Annotated in this window: 24 protein-coding genes and 1 pseudogene; 11 read left to right on the forward strand and 14 right to left on the reverse strand. The window is 64.2% G+C overall.

Annotation, left to right across the window (positions count from 1 at the left end; translation table 11 throughout):
- Window positions 1–327: 327 nt before the first annotated feature.
- Together R0232_RS40835 and R0232_RS40840 are read right to left on the reverse strand one after the other, a co-directional pair.
- Window positions 328–591 carry a hypothetical protein gene (locus tag R0232_RS40835; RefSeq protein WP_431513111.1) on the reverse strand — a complete coding sequence of 88 codons (264 nt, stop codon included), beginning with the start codon at window positions 589–591 and terminating at the stop codon, window positions 328–330.
- An 18-nt stretch (window positions 592–609) separates the two neighbouring features.
- Entirely contained in the window at window positions 610–2,301 is a 1,692-nt protein-coding gene (locus R0232_RS40840) for a hypothetical protein (protein WP_431513112.1), read from the reverse strand.
- A 231-nt stretch (window positions 2,302–2,532) separates the two neighbouring features.
- Here R0232_RS40840 and R0232_RS40845 point away from each other — a divergent pair, with 231 nt between their 5' ends.
- Entirely contained in the window at window positions 2,533–3,477 is a 945-nt protein-coding gene (locus R0232_RS40845) for a LysR family transcriptional regulator (RefSeq protein ID WP_431513113.1), read from the forward strand.
- 377 nt (window positions 3,478–3,854) lie between these two features.
- On the opposite strand, the gene R0232_RS40850 is transcribed toward R0232_RS40845, so the two are convergent.
- Genes R0232_RS40850 through R0232_RS40860 form a run of 3 tightly spaced genes read right to left on the reverse strand, consistent with a single transcriptional unit; the run spans window position 3,855 to window position 6,633 of the window.
- Window positions 3,855–4,571 carry a Crp/Fnr family transcriptional regulator gene (locus tag R0232_RS40850; protein WP_431513114.1) on the reverse strand — a complete coding sequence of 239 codons (717 nt, stop codon included), beginning with the start codon at window positions 4,569–4,571 and terminating at the stop codon, window positions 3,855–3,857.
- A gap of 53 nt (window positions 4,572–4,624) precedes the next feature.
- Entirely contained in the window at window positions 4,625–5,602 is a 978-nt protein-coding gene (locus R0232_RS40855; protein ID WP_431513115.1) for a lipase secretion chaperone, read from the reverse strand.
- A complete protein-coding gene (locus tag R0232_RS40860) occupies window positions 5,599–6,633 on the reverse strand; it encodes an esterase/lipase family protein (RefSeq protein ID WP_431513116.1) in 1,035 nt (344 codons plus the stop codon). Before R0232_RS40860 ends, R0232_RS40855 begins: the two co-directional genes overlap by 4 nt.
- A gap of 460 nt (window positions 6,634–7,093) precedes the next feature.
- Between R0232_RS40860 and R0232_RS40865 the strand changes: the two genes are divergently transcribed.
- The 5 genes from R0232_RS40865 to R0232_RS40885 all read left to right on the forward strand — a co-directional run bounded on the left by R0232_RS40865 (window position 7,094) and on the right by R0232_RS40885 (window position 11,040).
- Window positions 7,094–7,303: a hypothetical protein gene (locus R0232_RS40865; protein ID WP_208507384.1), complete on the forward strand. Its 210-nt coding sequence runs from the start codon at window positions 7,094–7,096 to the stop codon at window positions 7,301–7,303.
- Between the two features lie 518 nt (window positions 7,304–7,821).
- The gene (locus tag R0232_RS40870; RefSeq protein ID WP_431513117.1) at window positions 7,822–9,810 is read left to right on the forward strand and encodes a CocE/NonD family hydrolase; all 1,989 of its coding nucleotides are present in this window, start codon (window positions 7,822–7,824) and stop codon (window positions 9,808–9,810) included.
- 201 nt (window positions 9,811–10,011) lie between these two features.
- Window positions 10,012–10,659, forward strand: coding sequence for a substrate-binding domain-containing protein (locus R0232_RS40875; protein WP_431513118.1), 648 nt, complete (start codon window positions 10,012–10,014; stop codon window positions 10,657–10,659).
- Complete coding sequence (locus tag R0232_RS40880) at window positions 10,604–10,720, forward strand: hypothetical protein (protein WP_208507381.1); 117 nt, start codon at window positions 10,604–10,606, stop codon at window positions 10,718–10,720. Before R0232_RS40875 ends, R0232_RS40880 begins: the two co-directional genes overlap by 56 nt.
- Window positions 10,717–11,040: a hypothetical protein gene (locus R0232_RS40885; RefSeq protein ID WP_208507380.1), complete on the forward strand. Its 324-nt coding sequence runs from the start codon at window positions 10,717–10,719 to the stop codon at window positions 11,038–11,040. Before R0232_RS40880 ends, R0232_RS40885 begins: the two co-directional genes overlap by 4 nt.
- Here R0232_RS40885 and R0232_RS40890 read toward each other — a convergent pair.
- The 4 genes from R0232_RS40890 to R0232_RS40905 form a co-directional block, all read right to left on the reverse strand.
- Window positions 11,037–11,732, reverse strand: a complete 696-nt coding sequence (locus R0232_RS40890) for a Crp/Fnr family transcriptional regulator (RefSeq protein WP_208507379.1) — start codon at window positions 11,730–11,732, stop codon at window positions 11,037–11,039. The genes R0232_RS40885 and R0232_RS40890 overlap by 4 nt on opposite strands.
- 117 nt (window positions 11,733–11,849) lie before the next feature.
- Window positions 11,850–12,233 carry a hypothetical protein gene (locus R0232_RS40895; protein ID WP_281076914.1) on the reverse strand — a complete coding sequence of 128 codons (384 nt, stop codon included), beginning with the start codon at window positions 12,231–12,233 and terminating at the stop codon, window positions 11,850–11,852.
- An 11-nt stretch (window positions 12,234–12,244) separates the two neighbouring features.
- Window positions 12,245–14,188 (reverse strand): S10 family serine carboxypeptidase-like protein, encoded by a 1,944-nt coding sequence (locus R0232_RS40900; protein WP_431513119.1) that lies wholly within the window; start codon window positions 14,186–14,188, stop codon window positions 12,245–12,247.
- A 376-nt stretch (window positions 14,189–14,564) separates the two neighbouring features.
- Complete coding sequence (locus R0232_RS40905; RefSeq protein WP_431513120.1) at window positions 14,565–14,834, reverse strand: hypothetical protein; 270 nt, start codon at window positions 14,832–14,834, stop codon at window positions 14,565–14,567.
- A 223-nt stretch (window positions 14,835–15,057) separates the two neighbouring features.
- Here R0232_RS40905 and R0232_RS40910 point away from each other — a divergent pair, with 223 nt between their 5' ends.
- From R0232_RS40910 to R0232_RS40930, 5 genes and pseudogenes are all read left to right on the forward strand, one after another.
- Complete coding sequence (locus tag R0232_RS40910; protein WP_208507376.1) at window positions 15,058–15,462, forward strand: PRC-barrel domain-containing protein; 405 nt, start codon at window positions 15,058–15,060, stop codon at window positions 15,460–15,462.
- Window positions 15,463–15,473: 11 nt separating this feature from the next.
- On the forward strand, window positions 15,474–16,073 hold the full coding sequence (locus R0232_RS40915; RefSeq protein ID WP_431513121.1) for a DUF1269 domain-containing protein: 600 nt from the start codon (window positions 15,474–15,476) through the stop codon (window positions 16,071–16,073).
- Between the two features lie 124 nt (window positions 16,074–16,197).
- A pseudogene (locus R0232_RS40920) lies at window positions 16,198–16,281 on the forward strand (type II secretion system protein N); the annotation flags it as partial.
- 7 nt (window positions 16,282–16,288) lie between these two features.
- A complete protein-coding gene (gspD, locus tag R0232_RS40925) occupies window positions 16,289–18,622 on the forward strand; it encodes a type II secretion system secretin GspD (RefSeq protein ID WP_431513122.1) in 2,334 nt (777 codons plus the stop codon).
- A gap of 574 nt (window positions 18,623–19,196) precedes the next feature.
- Window positions 19,197–19,337 carry a hypothetical protein gene (locus tag R0232_RS40930; RefSeq protein WP_208507373.1) on the forward strand — a complete coding sequence of 47 codons (141 nt, stop codon included), beginning with the start codon at window positions 19,197–19,199 and terminating at the stop codon, window positions 19,335–19,337.
- Window positions 19,338–19,415: 78 nt separating this feature from the next.
- Here R0232_RS40930 and R0232_RS40935 read toward each other — a convergent pair whose 3' ends face one another.
- The 5 genes from R0232_RS40935 to xylB are packed head-to-tail and all read right to left on the reverse strand — an operon-like array spanning window position 19,416 to window position 26,595.
- The gene (locus R0232_RS40935; protein ID WP_208507372.1) at window positions 19,416–20,429 is read right to left on the reverse strand and encodes a rhamnose ABC transporter substrate-binding protein; all 1,014 of its coding nucleotides are present in this window, start codon (window positions 20,427–20,429) and stop codon (window positions 19,416–19,418) included.
- A gap of 10 nt (window positions 20,430–20,439) precedes the next feature.
- Window positions 20,440–21,462, reverse strand: a complete 1,023-nt coding sequence (locus tag R0232_RS40940; RefSeq protein WP_431513123.1) for an ABC transporter permease — start codon at window positions 21,460–21,462, stop codon at window positions 20,440–20,442.
- Window positions 21,459–24,044: an ATP-binding cassette domain-containing protein gene (locus R0232_RS40945; protein ID WP_431513124.1), complete on the reverse strand. Its 2,586-nt coding sequence runs from the start codon at window positions 24,042–24,044 to the stop codon at window positions 21,459–21,461. Before R0232_RS40945 ends, R0232_RS40940 begins: the two co-directional genes overlap by 4 nt.
- Before the next feature lie 20 nt (window positions 24,045–24,064).
- On the reverse strand, window positions 24,065–25,054 hold the full coding sequence (locus R0232_RS40950) for an AraC family transcriptional regulator (RefSeq protein ID WP_431513125.1): 990 nt from the start codon (window positions 25,052–25,054) through the stop codon (window positions 24,065–24,067).
- Entirely contained in the window at window positions 25,051–26,595 is a 1,545-nt protein-coding gene (xylB, locus tag R0232_RS40955) for a xylulokinase (protein ID WP_431513126.1), read from the reverse strand. Before xylB ends, R0232_RS40950 begins: the two co-directional genes overlap by 4 nt.
- Window positions 26,596–26,615: the final 20 nt, after the last annotated feature.

Raw genomic sequence — 26,615 nt, forward strand, 5'->3', positions numbered from 1 at the left:
TCGCGGCGGCGCGTCCCGCACTGGCCTGCAGCTGTGCCTCAGCCGCCGGACCAATGCGTATCGTCTCTTTAGCAAAGATCTCGTACCAAGCTGCGATGATCTGAAGCACTTGACCTGGACCGACAGGCGATTCCAATTGCGAGTTAGGTAAGCTGGGTTCGCTACAAGGACCACGCAGAAAGCCGCGGCGCTCGAGCCATCTAACGAAACGCAGACCTGGTCGGTTGCATTCGCAAGCTGCTGACCATGCTCTGCTCAACGCCACCGCAAAATACGGCTCTGCCTCGGGCTCGACTATGCATACCGCTTGACTTGCAAGACGGTTGTTCAGCGCTGCGGCTTAGGCGCCAGATCGAGCGGGCTGGCCGGCAGGTCGGTGCGCGCCGGTGCCTGCTTTTGCTCGACCTTGCATACCGGGTCCTGGTAAGGCCCGGCCTGCTTCACCCAGTCGGGGCTGATCGGGTTCTGCGAGCAGACCTGCTTGCCGCTGATCGTGCTGCGGTAGAGATGGAAGCCGCCGCTGGGCTGAGCGAGGACCGGGCCGCCCGCGAACAGCAGGGCCAGGGCGAACGGAAGAAGCTTGGATGTCATGGCAGTGTTTCGTGAGCGTCAGGGGGCGGGCGGCGACACGAGGCTCCTGGCCACCGCGAACACGAGGTTGCGGGCCTGGGCCACGATCGAATCGCGGTAGCCCTCGAAGGTGGCATCGGTGATCTTGCCGTCGCTGCCCGTGCCGAAGTAAGTCATGACCGGCGTGTGGATGTGGCCGGCCGGGATGGCGAGGCCGAAGGTGTCGCGCATCAGGGTGTTGCGGTAGGCGCTGGCGTTGGAGAGGTATTTTCCGCCGCCGCCCTCGCTGGCGCAATTGGTTTCGAGCGGGCTGGGTGGCGTCAGCTTGCTCAAGGCGTCGTTGGCGGCCAGGTATTTCTGGAGCAGGGCATTCATGTCGGCGCCCGGCGTCTGGAAGCCGGCGAAGTAGTCGGCCAACGCCTTGTCGAGCGCGGCCTTCGCCGCGTCGTAGGCACCGCTCGCGTCGCTCGCGGCCTTGGTGCAGGCCCTCACGTCGTAGCTGTCGCGGCGCACCACGCTCCAGCCGCCGGTCGCGCCGGTGTCGCGGTTGACGATGCCCTCGCCGGTCTTGGCATCGATCATCTGCTGGAACGGCAGGCTCGCCTGGGTGAACTGCGGCGGCGCATCGCGGCGCCAGGGCTTGGTCGCGAAGCCGAGCCAGCGCTCGGGCGGCGAGATGTCGCAGTCGAGCGCGGCCGGGAAGCCGCCGCCGTCGGCGCAGGGCGGATTCAGGTTGTCGTTGCCCGGGAAGTTCGCGAAGTGGTAGCGGCCGTTGTAGTGCTCGAGGTGGAAGGCACCCCCGCCCTGGCTCATGCTGATCGAGGCGTCGACGCGCTTCGGTCCGGGCTTGAACCACGGTCCGAGCGCGTCCTCCTGCATGCCGTCGATGAAGGGGCCGTAATTGACCGGCAGGATGAAGGTCCGGATCACGGCCGTGCCGCCGCCGGGCAGCGCCACGGTGTTGCCGTCGAGGGACAGGATCGTGGCGCCCGAGGGATTGCCGATGCGGATGCTGGGATCCCCGTCCTGGCCGGCGGCGCCGAGCGTGAAGGGATCGAAGCCGCTGACCAGGATCCGCTTGCTGCCCGCCCCTTCGGGGAAATCGATCGAGAGCTGCCCGCGCGACGCCCGCTCGAACTCTTTCTGCAGCCCGGCGCGCTGCTCGTCCGTCAGCGCGAACTCGGGCTTCCACTGGCGCAGCGCGAGCGTCATCGTCAGCCGCGCCCAATAGAGCATGCGGTCGTCGCTCTTCGGCAGCGTGCCCTGGACCGACCGGCCCTGCACGCGATCGAGCGCCGCCTGCCAGAGCTTGCGGCCCTCGGCGTGCAGCAGCGCCACCGCCTCGTCGTAGCTCGAGGCGCCCGCGAGGCCGTCGCTGCAGAGCTTCGCGGCGAAATCGGGGCCGAAACGGTCGAATCCGCTGGCCTGCAGCAACTGCTGCGAGAAGCTCAGCGCATCGCTGGGCGAGAGCTTGTTGGGCAGCCGCTGTTCCTCGTAGGCGGCCTCCACGCCGCGGTCCATCGTGCACTTGGCCCGCACGGCCGGTGGCGGTGGCGGCGCGGGCGGCGGTGGCGCGGGCGGTGGCGTACTCCCGGCGGCGGCCATCGCCGCCAGCACGGCCGGGTCGATGCCGCCACCCCCGCCTCCGCCGCCGCAGCCGGCGACCGCCAGCGCGCAGGCGCCGAGGGTGGCGCCGATCCGGAGGCGCCGCTTCGCTTTCGATCCCTTCATTCGATCTCTCCCTGGCCTGTGCCTGACAGCAATGAAAACAAAAGGTGAACCCGTTGGCACGACTTCTGCAGCGATCGGTGTGGGAACCAAGCTGCCGCCGGGGGCGGGTTGCACCGCTTACGTGTGCGACAACTTGATGAAAACATGATCGATTGATCGAGTCGAACGAGTTTTTGTTAAACAATCCGATAACAAAAGTTCAACGATGCTCGGTCCAGGGAGATGCAGAAGATGAACACCCGATTCCTCGAAACGCTGGTCATGCTCGACCGGCTCAAGAGCTTCCGCGAGACGGCGCAGATGCTCTGCGCCACCCAGGCCGCGGTGTCCAAGCGCATCGAGGCGCTGGAAGAAGAGCTCGGCGTGCAGCTGGTCGACCGTTCGCAGCGCTCGCTGCGGCTCACGCGCATCGGCGAGCAGGTGGTGTCGCAGGCCGAGCAGATCCTCGCGCTCGAGAAACAGCTCAAGCGCTCGGTGCAGCCCGATGCGCCGCCCTCGGGGCGCGTGCGCATCGGCGTGATCGAGACGGTGGTCCACACCTGGCTCACGCCGCTGATCCACCTGCTGAGCGAGCGGCTGCCCGCGGTCGAGCCCGACATCACGGTCGACACGGCGCACAACCTGCGCGAGCAGTTCCGGCAGCGCAAGTTCGACCTGCTGATCCAGAACGACGACGTCTCCGAGCTCGCGCGCAGCGGCGAATCGGTGCTGCTGCCGCTGTGCAGCTTCCCGATGCGCTGGGTGGCGCGCCCGACCTTGCTGCCGCATGCGCGCACCTTGCGGCTCGAGGACCTCGAGCGGGTGCCGCTTCTGACCTTCTCGCGCACCTCGGGCCCGCGCGCGCACGTGAAGGCGCTGTTCGCGGGGCGCGCCGCGGAGCCGCGAGTGTGCAGCTTTCCGTCGGTGCAGTCGATCATCCAGCTGACCAAGGGCGGCTTCGGCGTGGCCGCGATCCCGCCGGTGTTCGTGCGCCAGGAACTGGCGGCCGGCGAGCTCGAGGTGCGCGACGGCCCCGCGCTGCCGCCGATGGCGATCAGCCTCGCGCATGCCGAGGGCACGGCGCCCGCGGTCCAGGCGGTGGCGCGGCTCACGCGCACCGTGGTGGCCGACTACTGCGAGGAGATCGGGCCGCGCTGGGTCAGCACGCATGCCTTTGAGGACGTGCACTCACCTTAAGCGGCTTCTTCGGTCCGCTCAATCCACGAAGCACGCAACACACTCCCTTGCATTTTCCTGGTGGCTTGCTGATGCTCGATAACGCGCTAATTCATACGGATGGGCCGCGGCTCGCGCAAGTGAAGCGAGTGCCGGTCGATGCGATGCAGCGATGCCAGGTGCTGCTCTTCGCCAGCCATTTCGGGAATCGGTGTGTATGCGCGTAGCGCTGTGGCTATTGGGCTCATGAGGAATGCGGCGTTGGCGGACGGTTCACCGATATCAGCTGGTGCCCATGCCGATGTTTGCCGCTGTTCGCACGGGAGGTGACATGACCTATCGTTCAGATCGCCGAATCTTTTCTTTGGCGCCTCTTGCGTCTTGCACTCTCGCGCAGCCTATGCGTCACTGTTGAAGATGCGGCCCAGCGCGCCTTTGTCGAGCACCATGACTGCGCTGGACTCGATGCGGATGACACCCTCGTACTCCATGGCCTTCAGCTCCATGTTCACCCGCTGCCGCGAGGCGCCGAGGAGTTGCGCCAGTGCCTGCTGTGACAGCCGGAGCCGGATGCTCGCCGGGTCTCCGGTGCCCCCTGGGGCCCCTGGACCACGCATCAGGTACATCAACTGCTTAGCCACACGGGCCCGTAGCGAGAGCACATTGAAGTCCTCGATCAGCCTGAAGAGCATGCGCACGCGGCTGGCCTGCAAGCGCATCAAGGCACCGTGAAGCTCGGGGTGAGCCTCGAGAATGTTTAAGAAGTCGTGGCGAGCCACGTAGAGGACCGCCGTCTTGCCGTGCGCATACGCGTCGTGCGTGTTCGGCTTGCCGTCGAACACCGAGATATCGCCGAACCAGATGCCCGGCTCCACGTAGGTGAGCGTGATCGCCTTGCCCGAGGCGGTGGTCGATCCGATCCGCACCGCACCCTGCAGGCATGCAGCCCAATGCCACGGCGGGTCGCCGCGCAGCGAGAGCGGCTCCCCGTGCTTGAAGCGCTCGACGAATGCGCGCCGAAGGACGTCGTGGCGCATGGCCGGTGACAGCGAGGAGAACCATCGATTCCTGTCGATCACGTCCCTTTCCTCAGGCTTCAGGCGTTCGTCTTCCATGGCCGGTGCTGTCGCGCTGCGAAACGGTATTTCGTGCAACGGAACCGGCATCTTCACTGGCGCGGCGGTGCCGTGGACGGGGCCGGCTCGCGAAGCTGCAAAGCAGCGTCCAGCCTCAGTTGCTCGGTCGGCGTGAACAGCTGTGCCTTCAGCCGGTTAAGGGATTGGGTGTCGATCCCGCCTGCCCGCAGCGCGGCTTGCGCGTCAGCGTACTGCGTCAGACGTCCGCGCCAATCGCGCTCGTCGCGATCGACCTGTCCCAGGCGCTGTGCGGTCTCGGCGCCGTAGGTGGCACTGCGTTGCGCAAAGCGTTCCTGATCGCTGACACCGCTGGCCTCGAAAGCGTCGTTCTGGGCCGCGATCTGCGACGGTGCATTGTTAGCCGCGCGCAGGGCGCGCTCCGGTTCGCCGAGGCCACGCTCGTTCTCCTCTAGCGCCGCTTGGCGCTGCTCGGGCGTCAGGCCCGCATTGCCCTCGATCTCCATGCGCGCGAGGTTGTAGAGGTCGAGCTCGTCGTCCCGGCCGAAGAGCGCCTCGTACTCTTCGGGCATGAAATGCTGCCGGCGCACCTGCCGACGCGCCTCGAACGCCTTGCGCAGCGCGCGCGGATCGTCGGCATCTGGCCCTGGCCCTGCCTGCGCGCTCAGCGCCGACTGATAGTCGATGTAGCGGCCCAACAAGGCGCGGGCGCGCGCGGCCTCCACGGGCGGAAAGCGCGTCGCCATCACGGCCTCGAGCCGGGCTTTCAATGCCTCGGGACTCAACCGCTCACCCTGCGGGTTGGCTGCCACCAGCAGATCGCCGATGCGGTAATGTAGATCGGGCTTCAGGAAGCTGTCGGCGATCGGGGCCGGTGTCGCGGCATCGATCGCGCCGTCGACAGCCGGCGCCATCGATCCCAACGAATCGACCGAAGGCACGGCCGCGTTCGAACGTTCCAGGTCGCTGGCAGACACGGGACCGCCCAGCCACCAGGCGCCAGACGCCATGGCCAGCACGGCGGCGATCAAGGCAGGCCAGCGCAGCTTCACAGGCCGGCTTGCCGCAGCTTGTTGACATGCATGCGGTACAGCGAAGGCACATCGGGCGCGCTCGGATCCCGCAAGCCCAGATCCGAGTTGACCTCCTGGAGATGATTGAGCGGCTGGTTCCCAAGGCTCTCACCAAACTTCGAGGAGCACACCCCTACCAGGCCGTCGTTCGGCGCATCCCCGAACAGATCACGAGAGGTTCCGCTGACCCCGAGCAAAAACTGCAGCAAAGGGTTGCCTTTGGCAGACTCGTTGATGGTCTTGGTGCCGCTCCAAGAGTAGTAGCGCACGCCGTTGACCAGCGCCGGACCATCGGTGCAGCCGGTTGCCTTGCCCTGCGCATCGAGTGCCATACCCTGCGGAAACTTCTTCGTGAACTCGACGGCGCCCGCGGTGCTCAGCGATTGAACTGCTGCCTGTGCATCCTGCGGCAATCCGAACAACCCGAACAGATTGAAAGGTCGGAGCGGAATATCTCCGCCTGCGCTGTCGCTGATCGTCTTGCCGAGGGCATTGTTTACTCCCAACTCCCATTGTTGTTGTATCCAGCTGGATGCATCGAACTGCTTCAGTCTTTCATCGGCGCCCGGTGCGCCCTTGTGCGGTCCCGCAATCGTGATCACCGATGCCACCCATTCCGGCGCCACCCCCGCGACGTAGCGCACGGTTGGCCCACCGTGCGAGTGGCCGATAAGGTTGACCTTGTCCTTGCCGGTGAGCGCGCGGATGACCTCGACCTGCTTGCGAAGCTGTTCCCCACGCACCTCCGTGCTGTTGGCGGCAGACACCGTCACCGTGTAGACGGTCGCGCCGCCGTCCTTCAGTGCCTGGGGAATCTTGGGCCAGGTATTTGCCGATCCGAAGAGTCCGTGCACAAGCACGATTGGATACTTTGTCCTGGTGAAGTCGCTGGTCGACACTTCCTGAGCGCTGGCCGGAACAGCAGCGCTCGCCAGCGCCAGGGCGCACGACAGCGAGAAGGTCCGAAGAATTGACGAGCGGCCCCGTTGGCCGCTGAAAGATTGACTCATGGCTTCCACTCCTTGCTTGCAGGTTGAAAAAGAACGCCCGTGCTTTTACGGGAGCGCATTCTTTCGTGCGGGTCATTGCCATCTCTTAGGTGCAAACCCGATGCAATTGGCAATCAAGGCATTCGCCGTGAACAAATTCTGCAAATGCTCGACGCAAAATCGATCGTCTGTCGAAAGACAGAGTGGCGGGGCTGAAAAATTAGCCCCTCGGCGGCAATTTTCATTGCCCGGTCGCACGCCGATTAAGGTTATCGTTCTGAACTATATGGACAGCCGCGCCCCGCCGCGGAAGTGGAGGCTCAAAGTCTGCGGAAGGCAAGATGAGACAGACAAGGGTTAGCCAGGAGGAAGAATGTCAGGTTATTGACAGTTTCAAACCCACTTCTGCGCCTACATTCCATTCTCCATTCTCTGATCGACTCTGTGCCGATCTCCGCTTCGATTCGAAAAGGAAGGACGAATGCCGCTGGCGCGCAAAGAAGGAAATGCCCTGAGCTATGCCGAAATTAGGAAAAAATACTCCGTACCTGCACGGCGGGGCGCGCTCGTCATTGCCGATGGAATTCCAGGAACTGTTTCCAGGGCTCGCAATTTTTTCGTCTGGGTTCGATTCGAAGGAAATGCTATTTCCAAGCCATTTCGACCCGATGAGATCAAATGGATTGGCTAGTTCCTGTTGAATGCAAAGAAGGTCGCGAATTGCAACTCCGACCTCTTGAAGTCCTCTCGGCTACCGCGTAAGCGGATCGTCAAGTCATCTGATTCATGCTGTCACGCATTGCAAAATCCGGGAAAGGCGAGGAGATCAACGACATCGCGGTGGAGTAAGCCACCGACGGTGGCCGCTGGATCGCATGCGAGGGCTATTCCTAAAGCCTGCCATGCCCGACATTGCATCTATAAATATTTGTCAGGGCGATCAAGGAGGCAAACTTTCATGCAGGGCGCAAAACTCAAGTGGTTGGCCATCGCCACTAGCTTGGCCGCGGCATCCTGTGGCGGCGGAGGAGGCACAAGCAGCTTCGTGCCCACGCTTGCGCAGTCCTCGGCGACCGACGCGAGCCTTCGCGGCCTACGCAACGCCTCGTCAGGTCCTTCGAACCTCTTGCGATTTCGGCCCGCATCTGTATGCGATGGTCTGTCGAAGTGCGGCCATTCCACTACTTGGTCAGACAAGGGAGCTTTCAGATGAAGAAGAATGTCGAGATTCCTCATGCGTTGAAGAACCAGAGCACAAAGGCGGCAGCGCTCGGACTTCAGATCACCGGGGCCGTCGTGGCGGCCGTGCTCGTCGGTGCATGCGGTGGGGGTGGGGACGGCGCAGCATCCGTTGTCTACCTGCCTGTGGCGACCACGCCGCAGACCATCACTCAGGAGCCGCTCGCCGGACCGATCCCGCCACCGGTGCCTTTGCCCGACGTGGGCCCACAGTTCGAGAAGTCTCCCACGGGCGTTCCCTATCCCGCGCTGGCCGGCCTCTATCCGGGTCATGACGGTCCTGTCGTGGAAGACGGCATGGTACTGCCATGGCTCTCCGCGAACCGTGCGCCATTGAAGTTCAGCGTCAAGGTCCAGACGGCGCTCGACACCGACCACAACGGGAAGCCCGATCGCCTCGCATTGCGCATCGTGCAGCCCGCGGAAGTCGCCGAAGGGTTGAAGACGCCGGTGATCGTTCGCCCCTCCATCTACTATGGAGACCCGAGTTATGTGAAAAAGCGTCAACCATTCCTTGGTGAGGACCAGTATCTGCGGATGGGTTACACCGTTGTCTATGCGGACACGATTGGAAGCTACCAATCGGAGGGTTGCGCCAGCATCATGGACGGCGCGGAGCGCCAAGCCATGTCGGAGATCGTTCGCTGGCTGGCGGGCGATCCCGCCGCCAAGGGGCTGGACGACAGCGGTACCGCGGTGACCGCAACCTGGTCGACGAGTCACGTCGCCATGGAAGGGATTTCCTATGGCGGAACCTTGCCGACCATGGCGGCCGCCACAGGTGTCACCGGACTCGAGGCCATCGTCCCGGTGGACGGCATCAGCAGTGCCTACGACTATTTCTCGCGCTACAACGGTGTGATCCCCGACGAGCTGGGCGTGGTCACCCTCAACGGCTATGCCAAGACTTCCAGCATGCAAAGTCTCCCGGCCGATTGCAAGGCCAGCTTCGCGGAGCTGGACGCCGGTGTGGACGACGACACGCTCGCTTACACGGACTTCTGGAAGCAGCGCAACACGCTTGCACTGGCGGGGAACATCAAGGCGGCGACACTGATCGCGCACGGCCAAAGCGACAACAACGTCAAGACGAAGAACGCTGTTCAGCTCTACCAGATGCTTCATCAATCGGGCAAGCCGGTGCAGCTATGGTTTCACGCCAAGGATCACGACGATCCGGCATGGCAGAAAGAATGGCAGAAACAGATCGTGCTGTGGTACTCGCGCTATCTGTTCGGCGTGAACAACGGCGTCGAGGCGCAGCCGACCTACGTGCGGGAGACACCGCCAGGAGATAAGGTTGTTGGAGACCTTGGCGGCGAACCTCGGACGGACCTGAGCGACACGCTGACAGGCCACTGCAACCAGCCCGGCTCCGCCGCCCATAACCCGAGGGACTGCGTCACCTCGGGTGGAATCCTGGTGAAGGAGGAAGCCTGGCCGAAGACCGAGACGCTTTCGTTTCACCTGCGCCGGGTCCCCGCGCAGGACACGGCCCTCTTGCTGACGACCGATGCCGCGGAGGGATCGGTGGGAACGCCTCTGAACCTGAGGTTCGACAACGACAGCGGAGTTTTCACGACGCGTCCGCTCGCCAATGCCGCTCGCTTCGCCGGCACGATTCATGTCACGACGACCGTGACGTTTCCCAAGGGCAAGGCCGACTTGAAAGCAAAACTGTTCGTTGATGGGCAGGCCGTGACCTGGGGCTGGGCCAATCCTGCTTTCCACAAGTCCCTCGAAACACCGGAGATCATTGCTGCAAATACGGCCTACAAGGTGTCGCTGGAGATGATGCCCCGTGACTTCACAGTACTGCCCGGAAGGAAGATTTCCCTCGTGATCCAGGGATACGACAACTGGAATGGCCAGGAGGTATCGCTTGACCTGGCCAGCACGACCCTGGACATGCCGCTCGTTCCCAAGGCCAACCCTGTTTTCGTGATGAAGCTGGACTGAGCAGGAGTCCGTGCGGCCCGGGCGTCTGGCCCTTGCAGCACTCGGACTTCTATTTCTCTTTTTCCAGGGATCACGCTTTCCAGGGATCACGCCAATGAGAGACAAGAACGGCGCAACGCGCAAACCGGATCCCGGCGTATCGAAAAATAAGCTGCGGGGATCCTCGTGGCATGCATTGTCGTCATCGGCGCGGCGCTTCTGATGGCATTCATCTGGACGCATTTCATGCGCCCATCATCGAACCGGGTCGTCGGGCTGATCCTCAAGACGGAGAAAAACCCTTTCTTCGTCACGATGAAGAGCGCGGCCATCGACGCGGCGCGCACCCGCAACATCCAACTGCTCACGGCCGCGGGCCGCTACGACGGCGATACGCAGGCGCAGGTCGATGCCATCGAGTCGATGGTCAATGCCGGAGCGAAGACCTTGCTCACCATGCCGAACGGCTCCGTCATCAACGATGCGATCCGCAAGGCGCGCAGCGGAGGCGTGATGGTGGTCGCACTCGAAGGCGCGACGAATCCGACCGATTTGGTCGATGGCCTGCTGGCCGCGAACAACTACGAAGCCGGCTTCATGATCGGCCAGTACGCAAAGGCGCATTTCTCGGACTGCCGGCCGAGGATCGTCATGATCGGCACGGACGCGCACGCGGTCGGCGTGGCGCGGCACAACGGATTCCTGGCAGGCCTCGGGCTGCAGGGAGCAGGCCCTGCGCCTAAATCCCTTGCGCCCCCCGGCGGTCGTGTGCGTTGGGAACTCGCTCGGCGATCGCGCACGCGGATAGGCAGCGATGGACCAGTGCCTGCGTTCGGCACCGGACATCAACCTGGTCTACACCATCAATGAACCCACGGCCGCTGGCGTGCACGAAGCACTCAAGTCGGCGGGAAGGCGAATGACGCGATGATCGTATCGATCGACGACGGCTGCCCGGGCATGCGCGACGTGGGCACCGGCATCATTGCCGCCACCGCGCAGCAGTATCCCGCGATCATGGCCGTGCTCGGACTCGATGCGGCCGACACCTATGCGCGCACTGGACGCAAGGTCACGGGCAACACCGATACCGGTGTCAACCTCATCACAGAGAAGAGGGAACCCGGCGACAAGTCGATGGCGGTCGCGTGGGTCTCGCGAATTGCTGGGGCGGGTGAGCTGCGATCCGTCCTCCGATGGATATTGGGCCTGCAGGCGGAAGATGGTCCCGCTTCAGATACCAATAGCTAGACACCGTCGACGCGACGCAGTTTATCCAGCGATTCGATGGCGATGTGACCGTAGGACAGTGAGATGGCACCCGTCGACGCGATCGCGCGCAGCTCCATGGACAAGGTCTGCCTCGTAATGCCGAGCATCATCGCCAAGGTGTCTTGAGTCACCGAAACGATGCGGCGTGGCGAGTCGCTCAGCACGCCGTCGCCCCGCGCGAGGTACTCGATCCGGCGGGCTATTCGTGCGCGAGTGCTGCGCAAGTGAGCGTCTTCCATCAGCTCAAAGATCCCACGCGTGTGCGCGCACTGCAAGGCAGCCAGGGAACGTGCGAAGCCGGGCCGCAGCAACAACCGCTCGATCGTTTTCTCCCTCGCATGCAGCAATCGCGTGGGTGTCAAAACGCAGACATCATGGGAACGCGGAAGCTTGTCGATACTGGATACTTCTCCGAACCAGGAGCCCTGGCCGACCAGCGACAGGATGGCTTCGCCACCATTCGCTCCCAGCCTGGACGCCTTGAGTGTTCCGCTGGCGACACCAAAGAGTCCGTCCGCAGGATCCCCGCGATGGAACACATACTCGCCGGCCTGGAACTCCCGGAGAACTGCTTCTTCCAGGAGTGCGCGGCGGTCGGACGCGCCGAGTTTTGCGAACCATGCATTTTGATCGATGCATGCCAACTCATCCGATGTAAGTGCCGTATTCATGGTGCTGGGACGCGCCCTGACGACGCCTGATCCCGGCTTTCCGCATGGAAATTGATCACCTCGAGGGCCTGCTTTCCGCGTGTCAATACGAGGTGCAATTGCATCGACAGAATCATTCTATCTCGACGACTTCATGCGCATGACGTTTTGAGGCGTGCGTTGCGACATGAATCCGAGCACATCGCTCAGATACACAGTGCCACTGCCGCTTCGATCCATCTCGCTGAAATGCTCCGCGACGAATCCCCAACCGGCATTCTTGGCTTGTTGTTGCGATAGCGGACTGTCTGCACTTCCCGCAGCCGCGACGAATCGCTTGGTGATTTGTTGTCCGACCTCCTGACTCACAAGTTGTTCGGTCGCTTTGGGAGGGGGGGCCCAACCCGGAGGGGACGCGGGCGGAACCGGCATATCATCGTAGGCATGGGCCACTCCTACCCCCAACGAGAAGACGACGCCTGCAAAAAGAGTCTGAACAAATCTAGAAGATGCGTTCTTCATGGTGACTCCAATTATTGATGTGCTGAAAGGTTGTAATAACTCTGGACATGCGTGCCCGCGGAATCCCGGGCAGGGTTGAGATAGAAGTCGTTGATGACCTTGCTCAATGGCGCACGAGAAGACTCGGTGTTGTACGTCATATGCCCGCCTTCGAACCATTTGACTGGAATGCGATCTTGCAAACTGGCGCCTTCAAGATCCAGTTCAGTCTGGAATCCAGGAGTCGCGATGTCTTCGTACCCGTGCAAGATCATAATCTTGCTCTCTGGGTTTGCAGTCAAGACTGCCTGAAGGTCTGTAATACTTTGAGGCAGATAAAAATTTGTTCCATCACGATGAAATTTCCAATTTGGACTGGAATCCGCGCCATTTAAAAGCGGCTCGTTATTCAGCGGCTGATAGACGGAGCTAGTCTTGTAGTTCACAAAATCCGGAAAATATGACTTAGCCTGATTCAAAAACGCGACATCAATGTAGCTATCGGCCGCAAAGTTATTGGTCCAGGGGACGTACATTCGAGCGTCGTAACGACCGAGGACTTGGTTGGGGTCTTTCAAGAAATAGAACTGCACCTTCGACGGCAAGAGATTGGCATGGATATTTTCCCAATAATTGTCAAATCCATACCATGCTCCCCTCTCGAAAATTTTGCCTTCCGCCGTCAAATCCAGACCTATGTAATCCGTCAATTCACCCAACGCCTTACGCCCCTCATCGCTTCGAGCCCAAATAGGATAATTAGCATTAGGCTTAAGAGTTTTTTGATCGAAAGCGGCCGATGTTCTGAGAATCGTCGAATAAGTCGTTTTTGCATATTTTCGCAATTCCTCGAGATACTGCTCCTGCGTTTTCGCGCCCCTCTTCTTGCTTTTGCCAAAATAGTCCGCCACCATGGCATAGGAAGGTATATAGCCTGCGCATGAAGTGCCTTCAGGCAGAACTGTTCCGACCGAGGGCTTGAAAACCCCGGTCATGTTGCAATTGGAGTTGTAATTAATCAACGGGGAATTGAGGATGAATCCGGTTAACACCTTAGCAGGCTTGCCCGATGGATCGCTCGCATAGTGGCTGGTTCCCGCCTGCTCGAGCAGATTCGCCACGATGGGAGTGCGAATGCCACCGTACGATTCACCGTAAAGATATTTGGGTGAACTCTGTCTCGAGTACTTGTTGATGTATGCAGTAATGAAATCAGCAACCACCTGGGCGTCGATGTCGGTCCCCCAAAGGTCTCCGTTGGTGAAAGGGGCTATCGCTGTCGAATAGCCGGTGCCCGGAGGATCGACGAAGACGATGTCGGTCTGATTGAGCAAGGAGATATCGTTGTCCACGAATGGAAAGCTCGTGGGCTGCACCGTGCGGTCAGGCATGTTGGGCGCATCCGATTTCAAGCGCTTGGGTCCCCAGGAACCCATGTGCAGCCAGATGGAGGCCGAGCCAGGTCCCCCATTCCACAGAAAGGTGATGGGCCTGTTTTCCTTGGGAAGACCGTCTCGCGTGTAGGAGGTATAAAAAATGGCTGCCTGCGGCTTCCTTGTGGACGTTGCCACACCATCAGCCAGCGCGGAGCCAGCCACCGCATTGGATTCCGCTCCATAGGCCACCAAGTGACCGGCACGGGCCGTATAGGGCACGCTTTCTCCATTGACCACGATCGTGTGCCGCTTCACGGAGGAGTCTTCGCTGACCGCCTTCAGCGCAATGCTGCCGCCTTTCGTGGTGTCGTAAATGTTGGAGTCTTCCAAGACCTTGTCGGCCGGCGCAAGCCGGGCAAAAGCGGCCGCTTCTGACTCCTCTTCGGCTGACGCAGACGGCGGGGCCGGCTGAGTGACTGCGGTATCGACGGTAGTGGCCATCGGCGTGATGGAGACGGAACCGTCTCCGCCACCGCAAGCCGTGAGCGCGGCGAGTACGAACGCCGCGATGACGGCTCGGCCTGGGCTTCTGTTGTTCATTTGATTTGCTTTCCTGAGGTCAGAAAAAGGACGGCAAGATTGGTAGGCGCCGTCCACCATCGTGCCGGTTCATGCGGCGTCGTTCGCATTGCGAATGGCTGTATGCCCGGCGCGTATCGATGCCCGTTGTACGAGCGCCGAATTAGAGACTCTTCAATTTTTATTCACGGGCAATTGATTCAACTGGAAGCATATTTTTGTCCAAGCACTCCCGGTACGCATTCAATGCAGACGCGCCATGTTGGCTTCGACGCATTGGCATCGATGGGCGACGACGTGGCCGTACGATTGGCGGCAGGAATGCCGTTCGTAATGATTGCCATAACGGATGCGTCATCTGCTGCCACTCATGAACAGCATCGCGCATGGACCAATCTCATCCCCGCTTTGCCATATCACTGGCACAGGCTTCTCGTTCATCTTGCCTTCTTTCCTCGTTGCCTTTAAATGCCAGGCGCGAAGCAGCGAGCAGCCCCAGTACCCCGACGTTCGTCGGTCGGTGGGAAGCATCATTGGTGCGCTTAGCGATGTGTGACGAGGCAATAAGACCATGAGCCGTGGCTTGTTGTCGAGCGAAAATTTCTTCCGATCTCCGATAACAAAATTTTCGCAATGCTTTACGACTGCCGAGTTCGGGATTCGGCACGCACTGATGATTTCTTGACTACGTCGTGATACAAAATCGAACGGCAATCTCGAAGAACCGAGAAAGATTCTTTGAGTGAAAACAAACGAACTCATTCCCTTCCCTTCGACTGGGGCTAACCCGCAATTTGCAAGATTTCTTACGGTCTTGCGCGAGTCGCTTCACTAACCTCTTGAGCTGATCGTTATCAATTGATCGATCATGCTTTTCAAAAGGGAGTCATATGAAGAAGTCCAATCTCTCGGCCGCCGTTCTATCGGCCATGCTGATGACATTACCCGTTGCGTCGCAAGCACAGACGGCAGGAGCCACGGTCTTCGGTGTCAGCGAAAGCGTGCTGGCCGACGTGGCAAAGGGCTGGAGCGTCAAGAAGACAATTCTCAATGCCGAAGTCCGCAACGATGCGGCGAGGCCCGAGAGCCTCGGCAAGGTCGAAGATCTGATAGTTGCGCCGGACGGAACGGTCTCCTACCTGATCGTCAATGCCAGCAAGTTTCTGGGCATCGACGACCACCGTATCTCGATTCCCGTTTCCCAATTCAGGCACGTGGGCAACATCCTCGTGCTTCCGGGTGCAACCAAGGAAGAGTTGCGCAAGGTGCCGGTTTTCATCTACTCCAAGAACTGAGGGAACGCGAAATGGCGACCAACATCATCCTGATCACCTGGCCCGATTCGAGTCAGGCCTATAGGGCCTTCTCCGCCGTCAAGAGTTCGAGCCATGTGAACGCCTCGCAGGCGGCGGTCCTAGAGCGTTCGCCGGACGGGCGATTCAGCGTCAAGGACGGCAACAGCAACACCGTGGGTCTGGGCTCCTTCGGGGGAGGACTGATCGGTGGTCTGGTGGGCATTCTCGGCGGGCCGCTCGGCATGCTGCTGGGATTCTCGAGCGGATCGCTGTTCGGTTCGGTGGTCGATCTCGGCCAGTTGGAGCGCACCGAATCGGTGATCGCGGCCATGAGCCAATTCATTCGGCCCGGTACCGCCGCGTTGCTGTTGCAGGTCGATGAAGATTCGCCCGCCATGATCGATACGGTGGCAGAGGAACTCGGCGGCCAAGTGCTGCGCCGCTCGCTGGAGCAGGTCGAAGCCGAAGTACTTGCCGCCGAAGCCGCGGCCGTTGCCGCCGCGCGCGAAGCGAGCCGGGTTCTGCGCGAGGAAAGCAAGGCCGAGCGCAAGGCGGAGCGCTCCGCGGATTGGGAAAACATCAAGCAGAAGTTCAAATCGGTCTTCTCCTGATGGGTTGAATCGAGTACGTGAGTATCCAGTTGCGCGGAGCTACCCAAGTCCCTTAATTCCGATAGCCCTCGAACTTCAGCTTGTCCTCCGGCCCGCCTCGTGCGGGCCTTCTTTCGTGTAGCCGCCGGGCGGCGAAGACGCTCTCTCCAACTTGTTGAACATCATCGGGCGGCGCGACAACGCGCGCTCGATCATCACCCTGGGTTGACCTGACCATGACGACGCCCCTGTCCTCCTTCCCCCGCGCCTCCCGTGGCCTGGTCGCGCATGCGGTCCGGCTGCTGATCGCCGCCACCTTCCTGCAGGCCGCGCCGCTCGCGCTCGTGCCCGCCTTCGCGCAGGGCGAGGCGCCACGCCGCGGCGAGCCGATCACGCTGAACTTCGCCAACGCCGACATCGAGGCCGTGGCACGCACCATGGCGGTGGTCACGGGACGCGACGTGGTGGTCGATCCGCGCGTGAAGGGCACGATGAACCTCGTGACCGACCGCGCGATCCCGCCCTCGGCCGCCTTCAACCAGTTCGCCTCCGCGCTGCGGCTGCAGGGCTTCGCGGTGGTCGAGGCCGACGGCCTCTACAAGATCGTGCCCGAGGCCGACGCCAAGCTGCAGACCAGCACCGTCACCACCACCACGGGCGGCACCGCCTCGGTGGCGGGCAACCAGATCATCACGCAGATCTTCCGCCTCAACTACGAGTCGCCGAACAACCTGCTGCCGGTGCTGCGCCCGCTGATCCCGCCGAACAACACCATCAACGTGAACCCGGGCAACAACTCGCTCGTGATCACCGACTACGCCGAGAACATGCGCCGCCTTTCGCGCATCATCGCGGCGCTCGACGTGCCCAACGCCTCCGACATCGACGTGATCCCACTCAAGCACTCGATCGCCACCGACATGGTGCCGCTGATCCAGCGCCTGGTCGACGGCGGCGGCGCCACCGGCCAGCCCGGCGCGGCCGCGGCCGGCGGCGGCACCGATGCCTCGTTCCGCACCACGCTGATGGCCGATCCGCGCAGCAACGCGCTGATCCTGCGCGCGGCCAACCCGGCGCGCGCGGCGCTGGTGCGCACGCTGGTCGACAAGCTCGACCGCCCCGCCATCGACAGCAGCAATGGCGCGGCCGGCAACATCTACGTGGTCTACCTGAAGAACGCCGACGCGGTGCGGCTCGCGGCCACGCTGCGCGCGGCCATGGCGGCGGCGCAGACCAACAGCCAGGGCCAGCCCGGCGCGGCCGGTGGTGCCGCCGGCGCGGCCGCGGCGCAGTCGCAACCCAACCTGTCGGCGGCGATGCCGGTCAACTTCGGCAACAGCAACTCGCAGGGCGGCAGTTCCCCGCAGGCGAGCGCGCCGCTGAACAACGCCAACCAGCCCTCCACCGGCGGCCAGATCCAGGCCGACCCGTCGACCAACTCGCTGATCATCACCGCGCCCGAGCCGCAGTACCGCCAGATGCGCGCCGTGATCGACAAGCTCGACGGCCGCCGTGCCCAGGTCATGATCGAGGCGCTGGTCGTCGAAGTGAACGCGACCAAGGCCGCGCAGTTCGGCGTGCAATGGCAGAGCGCGCTCGGCAACAACGCGGTGCTCGGCACCAACTCGAGCCTGACCGGCACCAACCTGCTGGCGCTCACGACGGCGATCGCCACGCGCAACCCGCAGGGCATCTCGCTGCCGCAGGGCTTCAACATCGGCATCGGCGGCAAGATCGGCGGCCACTACGTGCTGGGCGCCATCGCCAACTTCTTCGCCAGCGACAACGACACCAACGTGCTGTCCACGCCGAACCTGCTGACGCTGGACAACGAGGAAGCCAAGATCGTGATCGGCCAGAACGTGCCCTTCCCGACCGGTTCCTACTCGAACCCCACCACCGGCGGCCTTAACCCATTCAGCACTGTCGAACGCAAGGACGTCGGCCTCACGTTGCGCGTGCGCCCGACCATCAACGAGAACGGCACCGTTCGAATGAGCATCTTCCAGGAAACGTCAAACGTGGTCGACACCACGCTGAAGGACGCGAACGGCCCCACCACTGACAAGCGCTCGCTGGAATCCAGCGTGTTGGTCGAGGACGGCGGCTTGGTCATGCTCGGCGGCTTACTCTCGGACACCTACTACAACACCGTCCAAAAGGTTCCGGTGGCTGGCGACCTTCCCATCGTGGGCAACCTATTTAAAAGCGAAATCCGCTCACGCGACAAAAAAAACCTGATGATGTTCCTGCGCCCGTCCGTGATGCGCGACGCGAGCCGCACCGAGGCTTTCGCCTTCGACCGCTACGATCAGATCCGCGGTACGCAGCAAAAAATCCAGCCAGACACTAGCGACGTGATGCTGGGCAATGCGGACGTCGCGCCGGTTCTGCCCTCATCGCCGCTGCCACGTCCTAGCCGTCTGACCTCAGGCGCGCTGCGCGCGCAGGACACCGCGACCATCCCGCAGTCGCTACCGCCGCTCGAGGACCGTAAGCCTGCGCCGAACTCCCCGCGCGGTGGCCTCCCCCCCACCGCCGACCCGGCCACACAACGAGAATTGCCCTGATCCCTGCATGTCGATTGGCACGTCAGCAGCCGGAGAATCAGGCGATGGTGCCCCTCGTGTGCTCCACTCGATATCACAGCGTATTGAGCCACCATACAAGTGCAACGCCTTAAAGAATTTCAGCCTGTTCGTCATCGAACATTTTCAGTCACACCGCTGAGGGATAGATCGGTCGTCTGTTCGGTATCTTCACTGTTGAGATTTGACACGCGAGCGCGTGCTGACGGGGGCTAGTCCGGCTCAAGTCTGTTGATCGGGTTCCAACACCTGGGCTTTGCCGGTCTCGGAACATCCTCGATCTGGCACGGTCCAAGCCGGACGCCGGCTTGACGATCGCGTTGAGAGGCGTCTGTGCCGATGCATGCGACTCGCTCACGTTCCGCATCGCGGTAATACGCCCGATGGGATTGAAATTCAAGCTCACGCTGAGCGGTACGATAGGCTAATCCGCTTCGATCGCTGGCAGTTTTTTCGGCGATGCGCTGTATCTCGCACCGATCCAAGGGCCGAGGAGCGGCCACTGGCAGATGCATCTGGCGATGCAGCGTTCTCAAACGGCGAGATCGCCTAGCTCATGAACATGGTGGCCGTCCCTTTCGCCGCTTTTCAAGGCATCGACACGTCCACGCTCGCGCAGTCGAAGCTCGAGTTCCCGAAGGCCGCCGGGAAAGTGGCGATCACCGGTATCGAGTTTCAGAAACGCGAGCGTCCGTAGTTGTCCGGGATGGCGGCGGGGCAGACGCCCCTTTCCATCTTCGCCGCAGGCCGCGGGCGCAAGTGCCGCCTCACGGACTCAGAACTTGAACTTCTGCAGATTCTTCGGCGTCACGATCTCCGCCTCTCCCAGCACGATCTCGCCGTTGTCGAGGATGGTGTAGCTGCCCAGCCGGCCCGCCGTGAAGCTCTCGCCCTTCTTGCCAGTGATCTTGCACTGGGCCAGTTGCTGCGCCGCGTGGTAGGCGAGATAGCCGAGGTCGCTCACGTTCCACCAGATGTCCTGCGCAGAGCCGGCTTCGATGTACTTCTTCATGAAGGTCGCGGGTGCAACGCCCGTAAGCTTGATCTTCTGGATACCGCCCGATTGCTCGAGGGCACGCGCCGCCGCCGGCAGGCCGATGCCCGCCGGCACCAGGATGCCCTTGAGGTTCGGGAAGGCCTCGGCCAGTGCCAGCGCCTGCTGCTGGTTGATCTGCTCGCTCTCCTCGCCGTAGGCCACCTGCACCAGCTTCATCTGCGCGAACTTGGGGTTGTTCGCGAGCTGCGCCTTCATCACGGAGATCCACGTGTTCTGGTTGGTCGCGGTGGGCGTGCTCGACAGGATCGCGAACTCGCCGCTGTAGCCGATCAGCGTGCCCATGCTGTCGAGCATCTGCAGCGCCAGGCTGTCGGAACGCGCCTGGTTGATGAACAGGGTGCGCGCCTCCTTGGTCGCATCGGAGTCGTAGGTCATGACGCGCACGCCCTGGCCGCGGGCTCGCCTGAGGGCTGGCGCCAGCGCGTTCGCGTCGGTGCTGGAGATCACGAGCACGTCGACCTTCTGCGCCACCAGCGCATTCACGAACTCGATCTGCGCATCGGCCGTGGCGGTCGAGGGCGCCTGTTGTATCAGCTTGCCGCCGATCTCCTTCTGCGCCTCGAGCGCCCCCTGGCGCGCCACGTGGAAGTAGGGGTCGGTGTCCATCTTCGGCAGGAAGCCGATGGTGCCCGGCGCCTTCAGGCACGCGGGGTCGGCGGCCCATGCCGGCAGGGCCGCGGCGATGCAGCCGCAGGCGATCAGGCAGCAAGCGAGGGTCTTCTTCAATGTCATGGTTGTCTCCTCAAGGAACCGGTCCTTCGATCCGGCGGTTGGAAAAGCGCTGCACGAGCCGCCGCGCGGACGCGGTGTTCGCCAGCCTGCGAATGCCGTTGCTCAGCAACAGCGAAAAGATCAGCAGGAAGCCGATGGCCAGGCCCTGCGCGTCGCCGCTGATCTGGTTCAGTGCGAGCAGGTTGCGGATCAGCGCCACCAGCGCCAGGGCCCAGAAGACGCCGCCCATGCGTCCCCGCCCGCCGAAAACGCTGATGCCACCGAGCAGCGCGATGGTGATGACGTCGAGCTCGAAGCCCAGCCCGTTGCTGGCGCGCGCGCTCGACAGCCGCGCGGTGAGCACCACGCTGGCCAGCGCGCACACCAGTCCGCTCGCCACGAACATGCCCATGCGCAGCCGCGCCACGCGAATGCCCGTGTAGAGCGCGACGTCGGGATTGCCGCCGATGGCATAGATGCGCCGGCCGGTCGCGGTACGGTGCAGGAACACGGCGAAAACGGGAGCCAGCAGCAGGAAGGGAACGAAGATCCAGGGCACGGCCGTTCCCGGCACGTTGTCGACCCCGAAATCGGTCAGCAGGGCTGGCAATTCACTGACCGAGTCGGTGCCCAGCAGGATGTAGCTCAGCCCCCGGAACAGCGCCATCGTGCCCAGCGTGACCACCAGCGAAGGCAGCAGCAGCCGCGTGACGAGCAGCCCGTTCATCGCGCCGGCGGCCGCGCCCACCGCGAAGGTGGCGGTCACGGCGGCGGCCAGCGGCACCTCGGCGCGCAGCAGCAGCCCCAGCACCACGCTGCACAGGCCGAGGATGCTGGCGATCGAGAGGTCGATCTCGCGCGCGATGATCAGCAGCACCATCGGCAGCACCAGCAGCGCCTTCTCGGAGACGCCCGCCGCGATCTGCGACAGGTTGAACGAGGTGGCGAAGCCTGGCACGCGAGCCCATCCGTAGGCCGCCACCAACAGCACCAGCAGCGCGAGAAAACCTTCCCAGCCGGCCGCGCGGCCCAGCCATCGAACGAAGCGGTTCATGCGAGGCTCCTCGTCACGCGCCGGGGTTGGTTGGCGCGCCGCGTCACGACGGCGTCGATCGTGATGGCGGCGAGGATCGCGAGGCCGTAGACGGCCTGCAGCCACAGGGGATCGATGCGCAGCAACACCAGCCCGTTGCGGATCAGCAGCAGCGCCACCACCCCCAGCACCACGCCGAGCACGGTTCCCGAACCGCCCCGGATGGCGACGCCGCCGACCACCACGGCGGCGATCACGGTGAGCTCGAAGCCGAAGGCGGTGCGCGAATCGATGGTCGCGTAGCGCGACGCCCACATCGCGCCGGTGAAGCCGGCCAGCATGCCGGCGATGCAGAACACGGCGAGCACGCGGCGCCCGATGGGAATGCCGATCAGCCGGGCGCCATCGGGGTTGGAACCGATGGCATAGACGTCGCGGCCCACGGTCGCATAGCGCAACCCGAGCCCGACGGCCAGCGCCGCGGCGAGCGCGAACCAGGCCGTGGCCGGCAGGCCCATCATCGAGCGGCTGGACACCTCGAGCCACGACGCCGGCACCTGGTCGGCGCTGACCTGGCTGCCGCTCGCAAGCATGCTGTCGAGCCCGCGGTACATCGCGAGCGTGCCCAGGGTCACCACGATGGCCGGCACGCCGCCATAGGTGACGATGGCGCCGTTGACCAGCCCGCAGGCCAGGCCAACCCCCATGGCCGCGCCGATGGCCACGCCGGTGCCGAGCTCGGGATGCGAACGCATCAGCGCCGCCGCCACATAGGCCGACAGCCCGATCACCGAGGCGACGGACAGGTCGATGTTGCGGGTCAGCAGCACCAGCATCTGTGCCAGCGCGACGATCAGCAGCAAGCCCGCATCCATCGCCAGCGCGCTCAGGTTGCTCGCGCTCAGCATGCGCGGGTTCAGCAGCGAGACGCCCAGCACCACGGCCACGATGACGACGAGCAGGCCCAGTTCGCGCCGGGGCAGCGCGGCGGACAGCCGCCGCGCCGCGGTGCCGCGCTCGGCGGTGGCGGTCGCCGCCGGCACCGCCGCGTCGATGCGTGGCGCCGATGCGACCGCGGTGGCCCGCCCGGCATCGGTGGCCGCATAGATCACCGACTCCTGCGTGGCCTCCGTTCGGTCGAAGGCACCCGACACCCGCCCCTCGCGCATCACGAGCACGCGGTGGCTCATGCCCAGCAACTCGGGCAGCTCCGACGAGATCATCACGATCGCCATGCCGCCGCGCGCCAGGTCCGCCATCATGGCGTGCACCTCGGCCTTGGTCTGCACGTCGACGCCTTGCGTGGGCTCGTCGAGGATCAGCACCTTCGGTCCGGTCGCCAGCCACTTGCTTAGCACCACCTTCTGCTGGTTGCCGCCCGAGAGGTCGCTGATGGGCTGGTCGTAGCTGCGGTAGCGAAGCCGCAGGCGGTCCAGGTGCGGCGTGACCGCGCGCAGTTCGGCCTCCCGGTTCACCAGGCCCGTGCGCTTGACCTGATCGAGCACCGCCAGGGTGGCGTTGGTGAGGATGCCGAAGTCCATGACCAGGCTTTGGCCCAGGCGGTCCTCCGACACGTAGGCGACGCCCGCCTCCATCGCCTCGGCGGCCGAGGCGAAGACGCGGCGCTCGCCGGCCAGCACGATGTGCCCGCTGGTGGGTCGGTCGATGCCGAAGAGCACGCGGGCGATCTCCGTGCGGCCACTGCCGACCAGCCCGCCAATGCCGAGGATCTCGCCGGCCTTGAGGTCGAACGACACGTCCTCGAACGCACCGTCGCGCCCCAGTTGCTCCACCTCGAGCACGACCGGGCCGGCCGGCGGCGCGAGCGCCGGATACAGGTCCGACAGCGGGCGCCCGATCATCAGCCGGACCGCGCGGTCGTGCGGCATGTCGGCCACCGGCGCGACCTCGACGATGCGGCCGTCGCGCAGCACCGCCACGCGATCCGACACGCTGTAGATCTCCTCCATGCGGTGGCCCACGAACATCATCGCCACGCCGCGGGTGCGCAGCTGGGCCACGACGTCGAAGAGCCGGTCGACCTCGCGCGTGGTCAGCGCGGCGGTGGGCTCGTCCATGATCAGGACGCGGGCCTGCACCGACAGCGCGCGCGCCACTTCCAACAATTGCTGCTCAGAGCTGCGCAACCGGCCGAGCGGCGTGCGCGGTGCGCACGACAGGCCCACGATCTCGAGCAGGCGCTCGGCCTCGGCATGCATGCGGCGATGGTCGAGCGCGCCAAGCGGGCTCTTGAGCTGCCGCCCCATGAACAGGTTCTCGGCCACCGAGAGATCGGCGAACAGTCCAGGGTGCTGGTGCATCACGGCGATGCCCATGCGCTGGGCATCGAGCGGTGAGCGCAGCGTGACCGGCTCGCCGCCGATGTGCACCTCGCCGCGCGTGGGCTGGTGCACACCGGCGAGCAGCTTCACGCAGGTGCTCTTGCCCGCGCCGTTCTCGCCCAGCAGGGCCAGCACCTCGCCGGGCATCAGGTCGAAGGACGCGTCGCTCAGCGCGACCGTGCCGCCGAACTGCTTGGTGACGCCGCGCAGGCCGGCCACGCCGCGGGGACTCCCCGTGAAGGGAGACGAAAGATCTTGCATGGAGTGCTCGATGGTTGCGGCTATGCGCCGGCCGATTGCAGGAATGCCTTGTCGCTGCGGTACTCCGCCGGGGTCATCCCGCGAAGCCGGCGAAAGTGGCGGTTGAAGTTCGAGATGTTGTTGAACCCGACCTGGTAGCAGATGGCCGAGATCTGCTGGTCGGTGTGGCGAAGCAGGTGACACGCCTTGGTGATGCGCGTGCGCGTCACGAACTCGACGAAGGTGCAGCCCATCACCCGGTGAAAGGAGCGCGAGAAGGACTGCGCACCCATGCCCGCGAGATCCCCCATGCCTGTGAGCGAGAGGTCGTCCATGTAGTGCTCGCAGATGTGGCCGACCGCCTTGTCGATCCGGCTCGACAGCCGTTCGGTGACCTCTTGCGATGGCCGCGGGAGCGCGCGGTCCATCGACAGCGGATGGCTCTCGGGCCAGGTCGCGAGGTAGCTCAGCAGTGCCACCAGTTCCGCGAAGCGCGCCAGGCCGCGATAGGCCCGGATGCGGTGGAAGTGTTCGCGGATCTCTTCTCCCATGCCCGCGAACTCGATCCCGTGGCGTGCCCGCTCCAGCAGGCGCAAGGCCTCGCCCAGATCGGGGAACAGGCCCGCCGTCTGCCGCAAGGCATCGTCGCTGAACTGGATCGCCAGGCTTCGCACGGCCACACCGCCCGCCGGCACGTCGTGGGAGACGAAATGGTGCGGCACCGACGGACCGATCAGCGCGAGGAAGCCCGGCGCGAAATCGACGATCTCGTCGCCGATGTAGGCCTTGCCCCGGGTCTTGACGACCAGGTGCAGCTCGTATTCGTCGTGGTAGTGCCAACGGTCCAGCCGCGACGGCGCGCCGTGCACGAGGCAGCCGATGCCGCTGGATGGCGCGGTCTCGAAGCCCAGCGCCGGGTCGCGCAGCAGTGCGTGCTCGAAGGTAGCCTCGTGCGGCTCGCGCAGATGCGGTGCGCCTGCCGGCGCGTACGTGGCGCGGGCGACGGGGGCGAAGGCGGTGGCAATGCTCATTGCACGGACTCCATGAAGCGGGGAGAAAGCGCCTGCGCACGCGCGCCGAACAGGGGGGCCAGGGCGCGGTACATGTCGCGGAAATCGCGATAGCGGGTGTCGAACATCGAAGCCAGTGCTTCGTCGGGCTGGTGGCGCGAAACCACGCGCGCGGGCCTGCACACGGCCCGCGGGTCGTGGCCGAGCGCGAGCCAGCCCAGCCGCGCGGCGCCCAGCGCGGCACCGAGTTCGCCGCCCGCGAGCCGCTGCACCGGCTTGCCCAGCACGCTGGCGAGCATCTCGGTCCAGTAGATGCTGCGGGCGCCCCCGCCAACGACGGCCAGGGAGGCGATGCGCGTGCCGGTCGACTCGATCGCGGTCATGGCATCGCGCAGGCCGAAGCACACGCCTTCGAGCACCGAGTGCCCGAGCAGCGCGGCGTTCGTGTCGTGCGACAGGCCGAAGAAGACGCCGCGCGCGTCCACGTCGTTGTGCGGCGTGCGCTCGCCCGACAGATAGGGCAGGAAGATGGGCGCCTGCGCCGGATGCAGCGCCTGCGCGGGATGGCCGCCGCGCGCCATGCTGCCCTCGACGCTGCGCAGCAGCGCGTCTTCGTCGGACTCGCCGACGATGCGGCTGATCCAGCGCAGGCAGCTCGCGCCCGAGAGCATCGCGCCCATCTGATACCAGCACCCGGGCAGCGCATGGCACCAGGCGTGGATCGACGCCGCCTCGTCGATGGCGGCGTGGCCGGTCACGGCCACGATCGATGCACTGGTGCTCAGGTTGACGAAAGCGTCGCCCAGCTCGATCGAGCCGATGCCCAGGCCCGACACCGGCGTGTCGCCGCCGCCGGCGGCCACGACGACGCCGGCCGCCAGGCCGAGTTCGGCCGCGACCAGCGGCAGCAGCGTCGCACCCGGCTCGGTGGACTCGCGCACGCGCGGCAGCTGCGAGAGCGCGAGGCCGCTGGCCGCGACCAACGCCTCGCTCCAGCAGCGCCGCCTGACGTCGAACCACAGGGTGCCCGCGGCATCCGACACGTCGGTGGCGCGTTCGCCGGTCAGGCGCAGCCGCAGGTAGTCCTTGGGCGACAGCACGCAATCGATGGCGGCGAAGCGCTCGGGCTCGTGCCGTGCCATCCAGCGCAACTTGGGCGCGGTGAGGCCGGCCATCGACCGGCTGCCCGCGATCGCCGCGACCTGCGGCACCGCGGCCTCGATCTCCCGGCTTTCCTTCGCGGCGCGCCCGTCGTTGTGCAGCATCGCCGGGCGGATCGGCTGGTCGTCGCGGTCCAGCACGACCGCGCCGTGCATCTGGCCCGTGAGGCCGATACAGGCGATGCGCGGCCACGCCTGCGGACAGGCGTTGCGCAGGTCGGCCAGCGCCTCGCGCGCTGCGGCCCACCATTGGAGAGGGTGCTGCTCCGACCAGTCGGGCTGCGGGCGGGAGATCGGCAGGCGCTTGTCGACATGGCCGAGCACGGTGCCGTCCTCGTCCAGCAGCAACACCTTCACCGCGGAGGTGCCGAGATCGATGCCCAGCGAAACGGCGGTGCTCATGCGGGGATCGCTCCCCGCAT

The sequence above is a fragment of the Variovorax sp. DAIF25 genome (genome assembly GCF_050711835.1).
GTDB lineage: Bacteria > Pseudomonadota > Gammaproteobacteria > Burkholderiales > Burkholderiaceae_C > Variovorax.

Bases quoted from the DNA above. Each gene is read 5' to 3' on its own strand.
- xylB (WP_431513126.1), bottom strand. From the start codon at position 26,595: ATGAGCACCGCCGTTTCGCTGGGCATCGATCTCGGCACCTCCGCGGTG.
- R0232_RS40930 (WP_208507373.1), top strand. From the start codon at position 19,197: ATGAACATGGTGGCCGTCCCTTTCGCCGCTTTTCAAGGCATCGACACG.
- R0232_RS40840 (WP_431513112.1), bottom strand. From the start codon at position 2,301: ATGAAGGGATCGAAAGCGAAGCGGCGCCTCCGGATCGGCGCCACCCTC.
- R0232_RS40940 (WP_431513123.1), bottom strand. From the start codon at position 21,462: ATGAACCGCTTCGTTCGATGGCTGGGCCGCGCGGCCGGCTGGGAAGGT.
- R0232_RS40915 (WP_431513121.1), top strand. From the start codon at position 15,474: ATGGCGACCAACATCATCCTGATCACCTGGCCCGATTCGAGTCAGGCC.
- R0232_RS40900 (WP_431513119.1), bottom strand. From the start codon at position 14,188: ATGAACAACAGAAGCCCAGGCCGAGCCGTCATCGCGGCGTTCGTACTC.
- R0232_RS40890 (WP_208507379.1), bottom strand. From the start codon at position 11,732: ATGAATACGGCACTTACATCGGATGAGTTGGCATGCATCGATCAAAAT.
- R0232_RS40870 (WP_431513117.1), top strand. From the start codon at position 7,822: ATGAAGAAGAATGTCGAGATTCCTCATGCGTTGAAGAACCAGAGCACA.
- gspD (WP_431513122.1), top strand. From the start codon at position 16,289: ATGACGACGCCCCTGTCCTCCTTCCCCCGCGCCTCCCGTGGCCTGGTC.
- R0232_RS40835 (WP_431513111.1), bottom strand. From the start codon at position 591: ATGACATCCAAGCTTCTTCCGTTCGCCCTGGCCCTGCTGTTCGCGGGC.
- R0232_RS40850 (WP_431513114.1), bottom strand. From the start codon at position 4,571: ATGGAAGACGAACGCCTGAAGCCTGAGGAAAGGGACGTGATCGACAGG.
- R0232_RS40935 (WP_208507372.1), bottom strand. From the start codon at position 20,429: ATGACATTGAAGAAGACCCTCGCTTGCTGCCTGATCGCCTGCGGCTGC.
- R0232_RS40950 (WP_431513125.1), bottom strand. From the start codon at position 25,054: ATGAGCATTGCCACCGCCTTCGCCCCCGTCGCCCGCGCCACGTACGCG.
- R0232_RS40895 (WP_281076914.1), bottom strand. From the start codon at position 12,233: ATGAAGAACGCATCTTCTAGATTTGTTCAGACTCTTTTTGCAGGCGTC.
- R0232_RS40845 (WP_431513113.1), top strand. From the start codon at position 2,533: ATGAACACCCGATTCCTCGAAACGCTGGTCATGCTCGACCGGCTCAAG.
- R0232_RS40880 (WP_208507381.1), top strand. From the start codon at position 10,604: ATGGACCAGTGCCTGCGTTCGGCACCGGACATCAACCTGGTCTACACC.
- R0232_RS40875 (WP_431513118.1), top strand. From the start codon at position 10,012: ATGGCATTCATCTGGACGCATTTCATGCGCCCATCATCGAACCGGGTC.
- R0232_RS40910 (WP_208507376.1), top strand. From the start codon at position 15,058: ATGAAGAAGTCCAATCTCTCGGCCGCCGTTCTATCGGCCATGCTGATG.
- R0232_RS40945 (WP_431513124.1), bottom strand. From the start codon at position 24,044: ATGCAAGATCTTTCGTCTCCCTTCACGGGGAGTCCCCGCGGCGTGGCC.
- R0232_RS40865 (WP_208507384.1), top strand. From the start codon at position 7,094: ATGCCGCTGGCGCGCAAAGAAGGAAATGCCCTGAGCTATGCCGAAATT.
- R0232_RS40885 (WP_208507380.1), top strand. From the start codon at position 10,717: ATGATCGTATCGATCGACGACGGCTGCCCGGGCATGCGCGACGTGGGC.
- R0232_RS40860 (WP_431513116.1), bottom strand. From the start codon at position 6,633: ATGAGTCAATCTTTCAGCGGCCAACGGGGCCGCTCGTCAATTCTTCGG.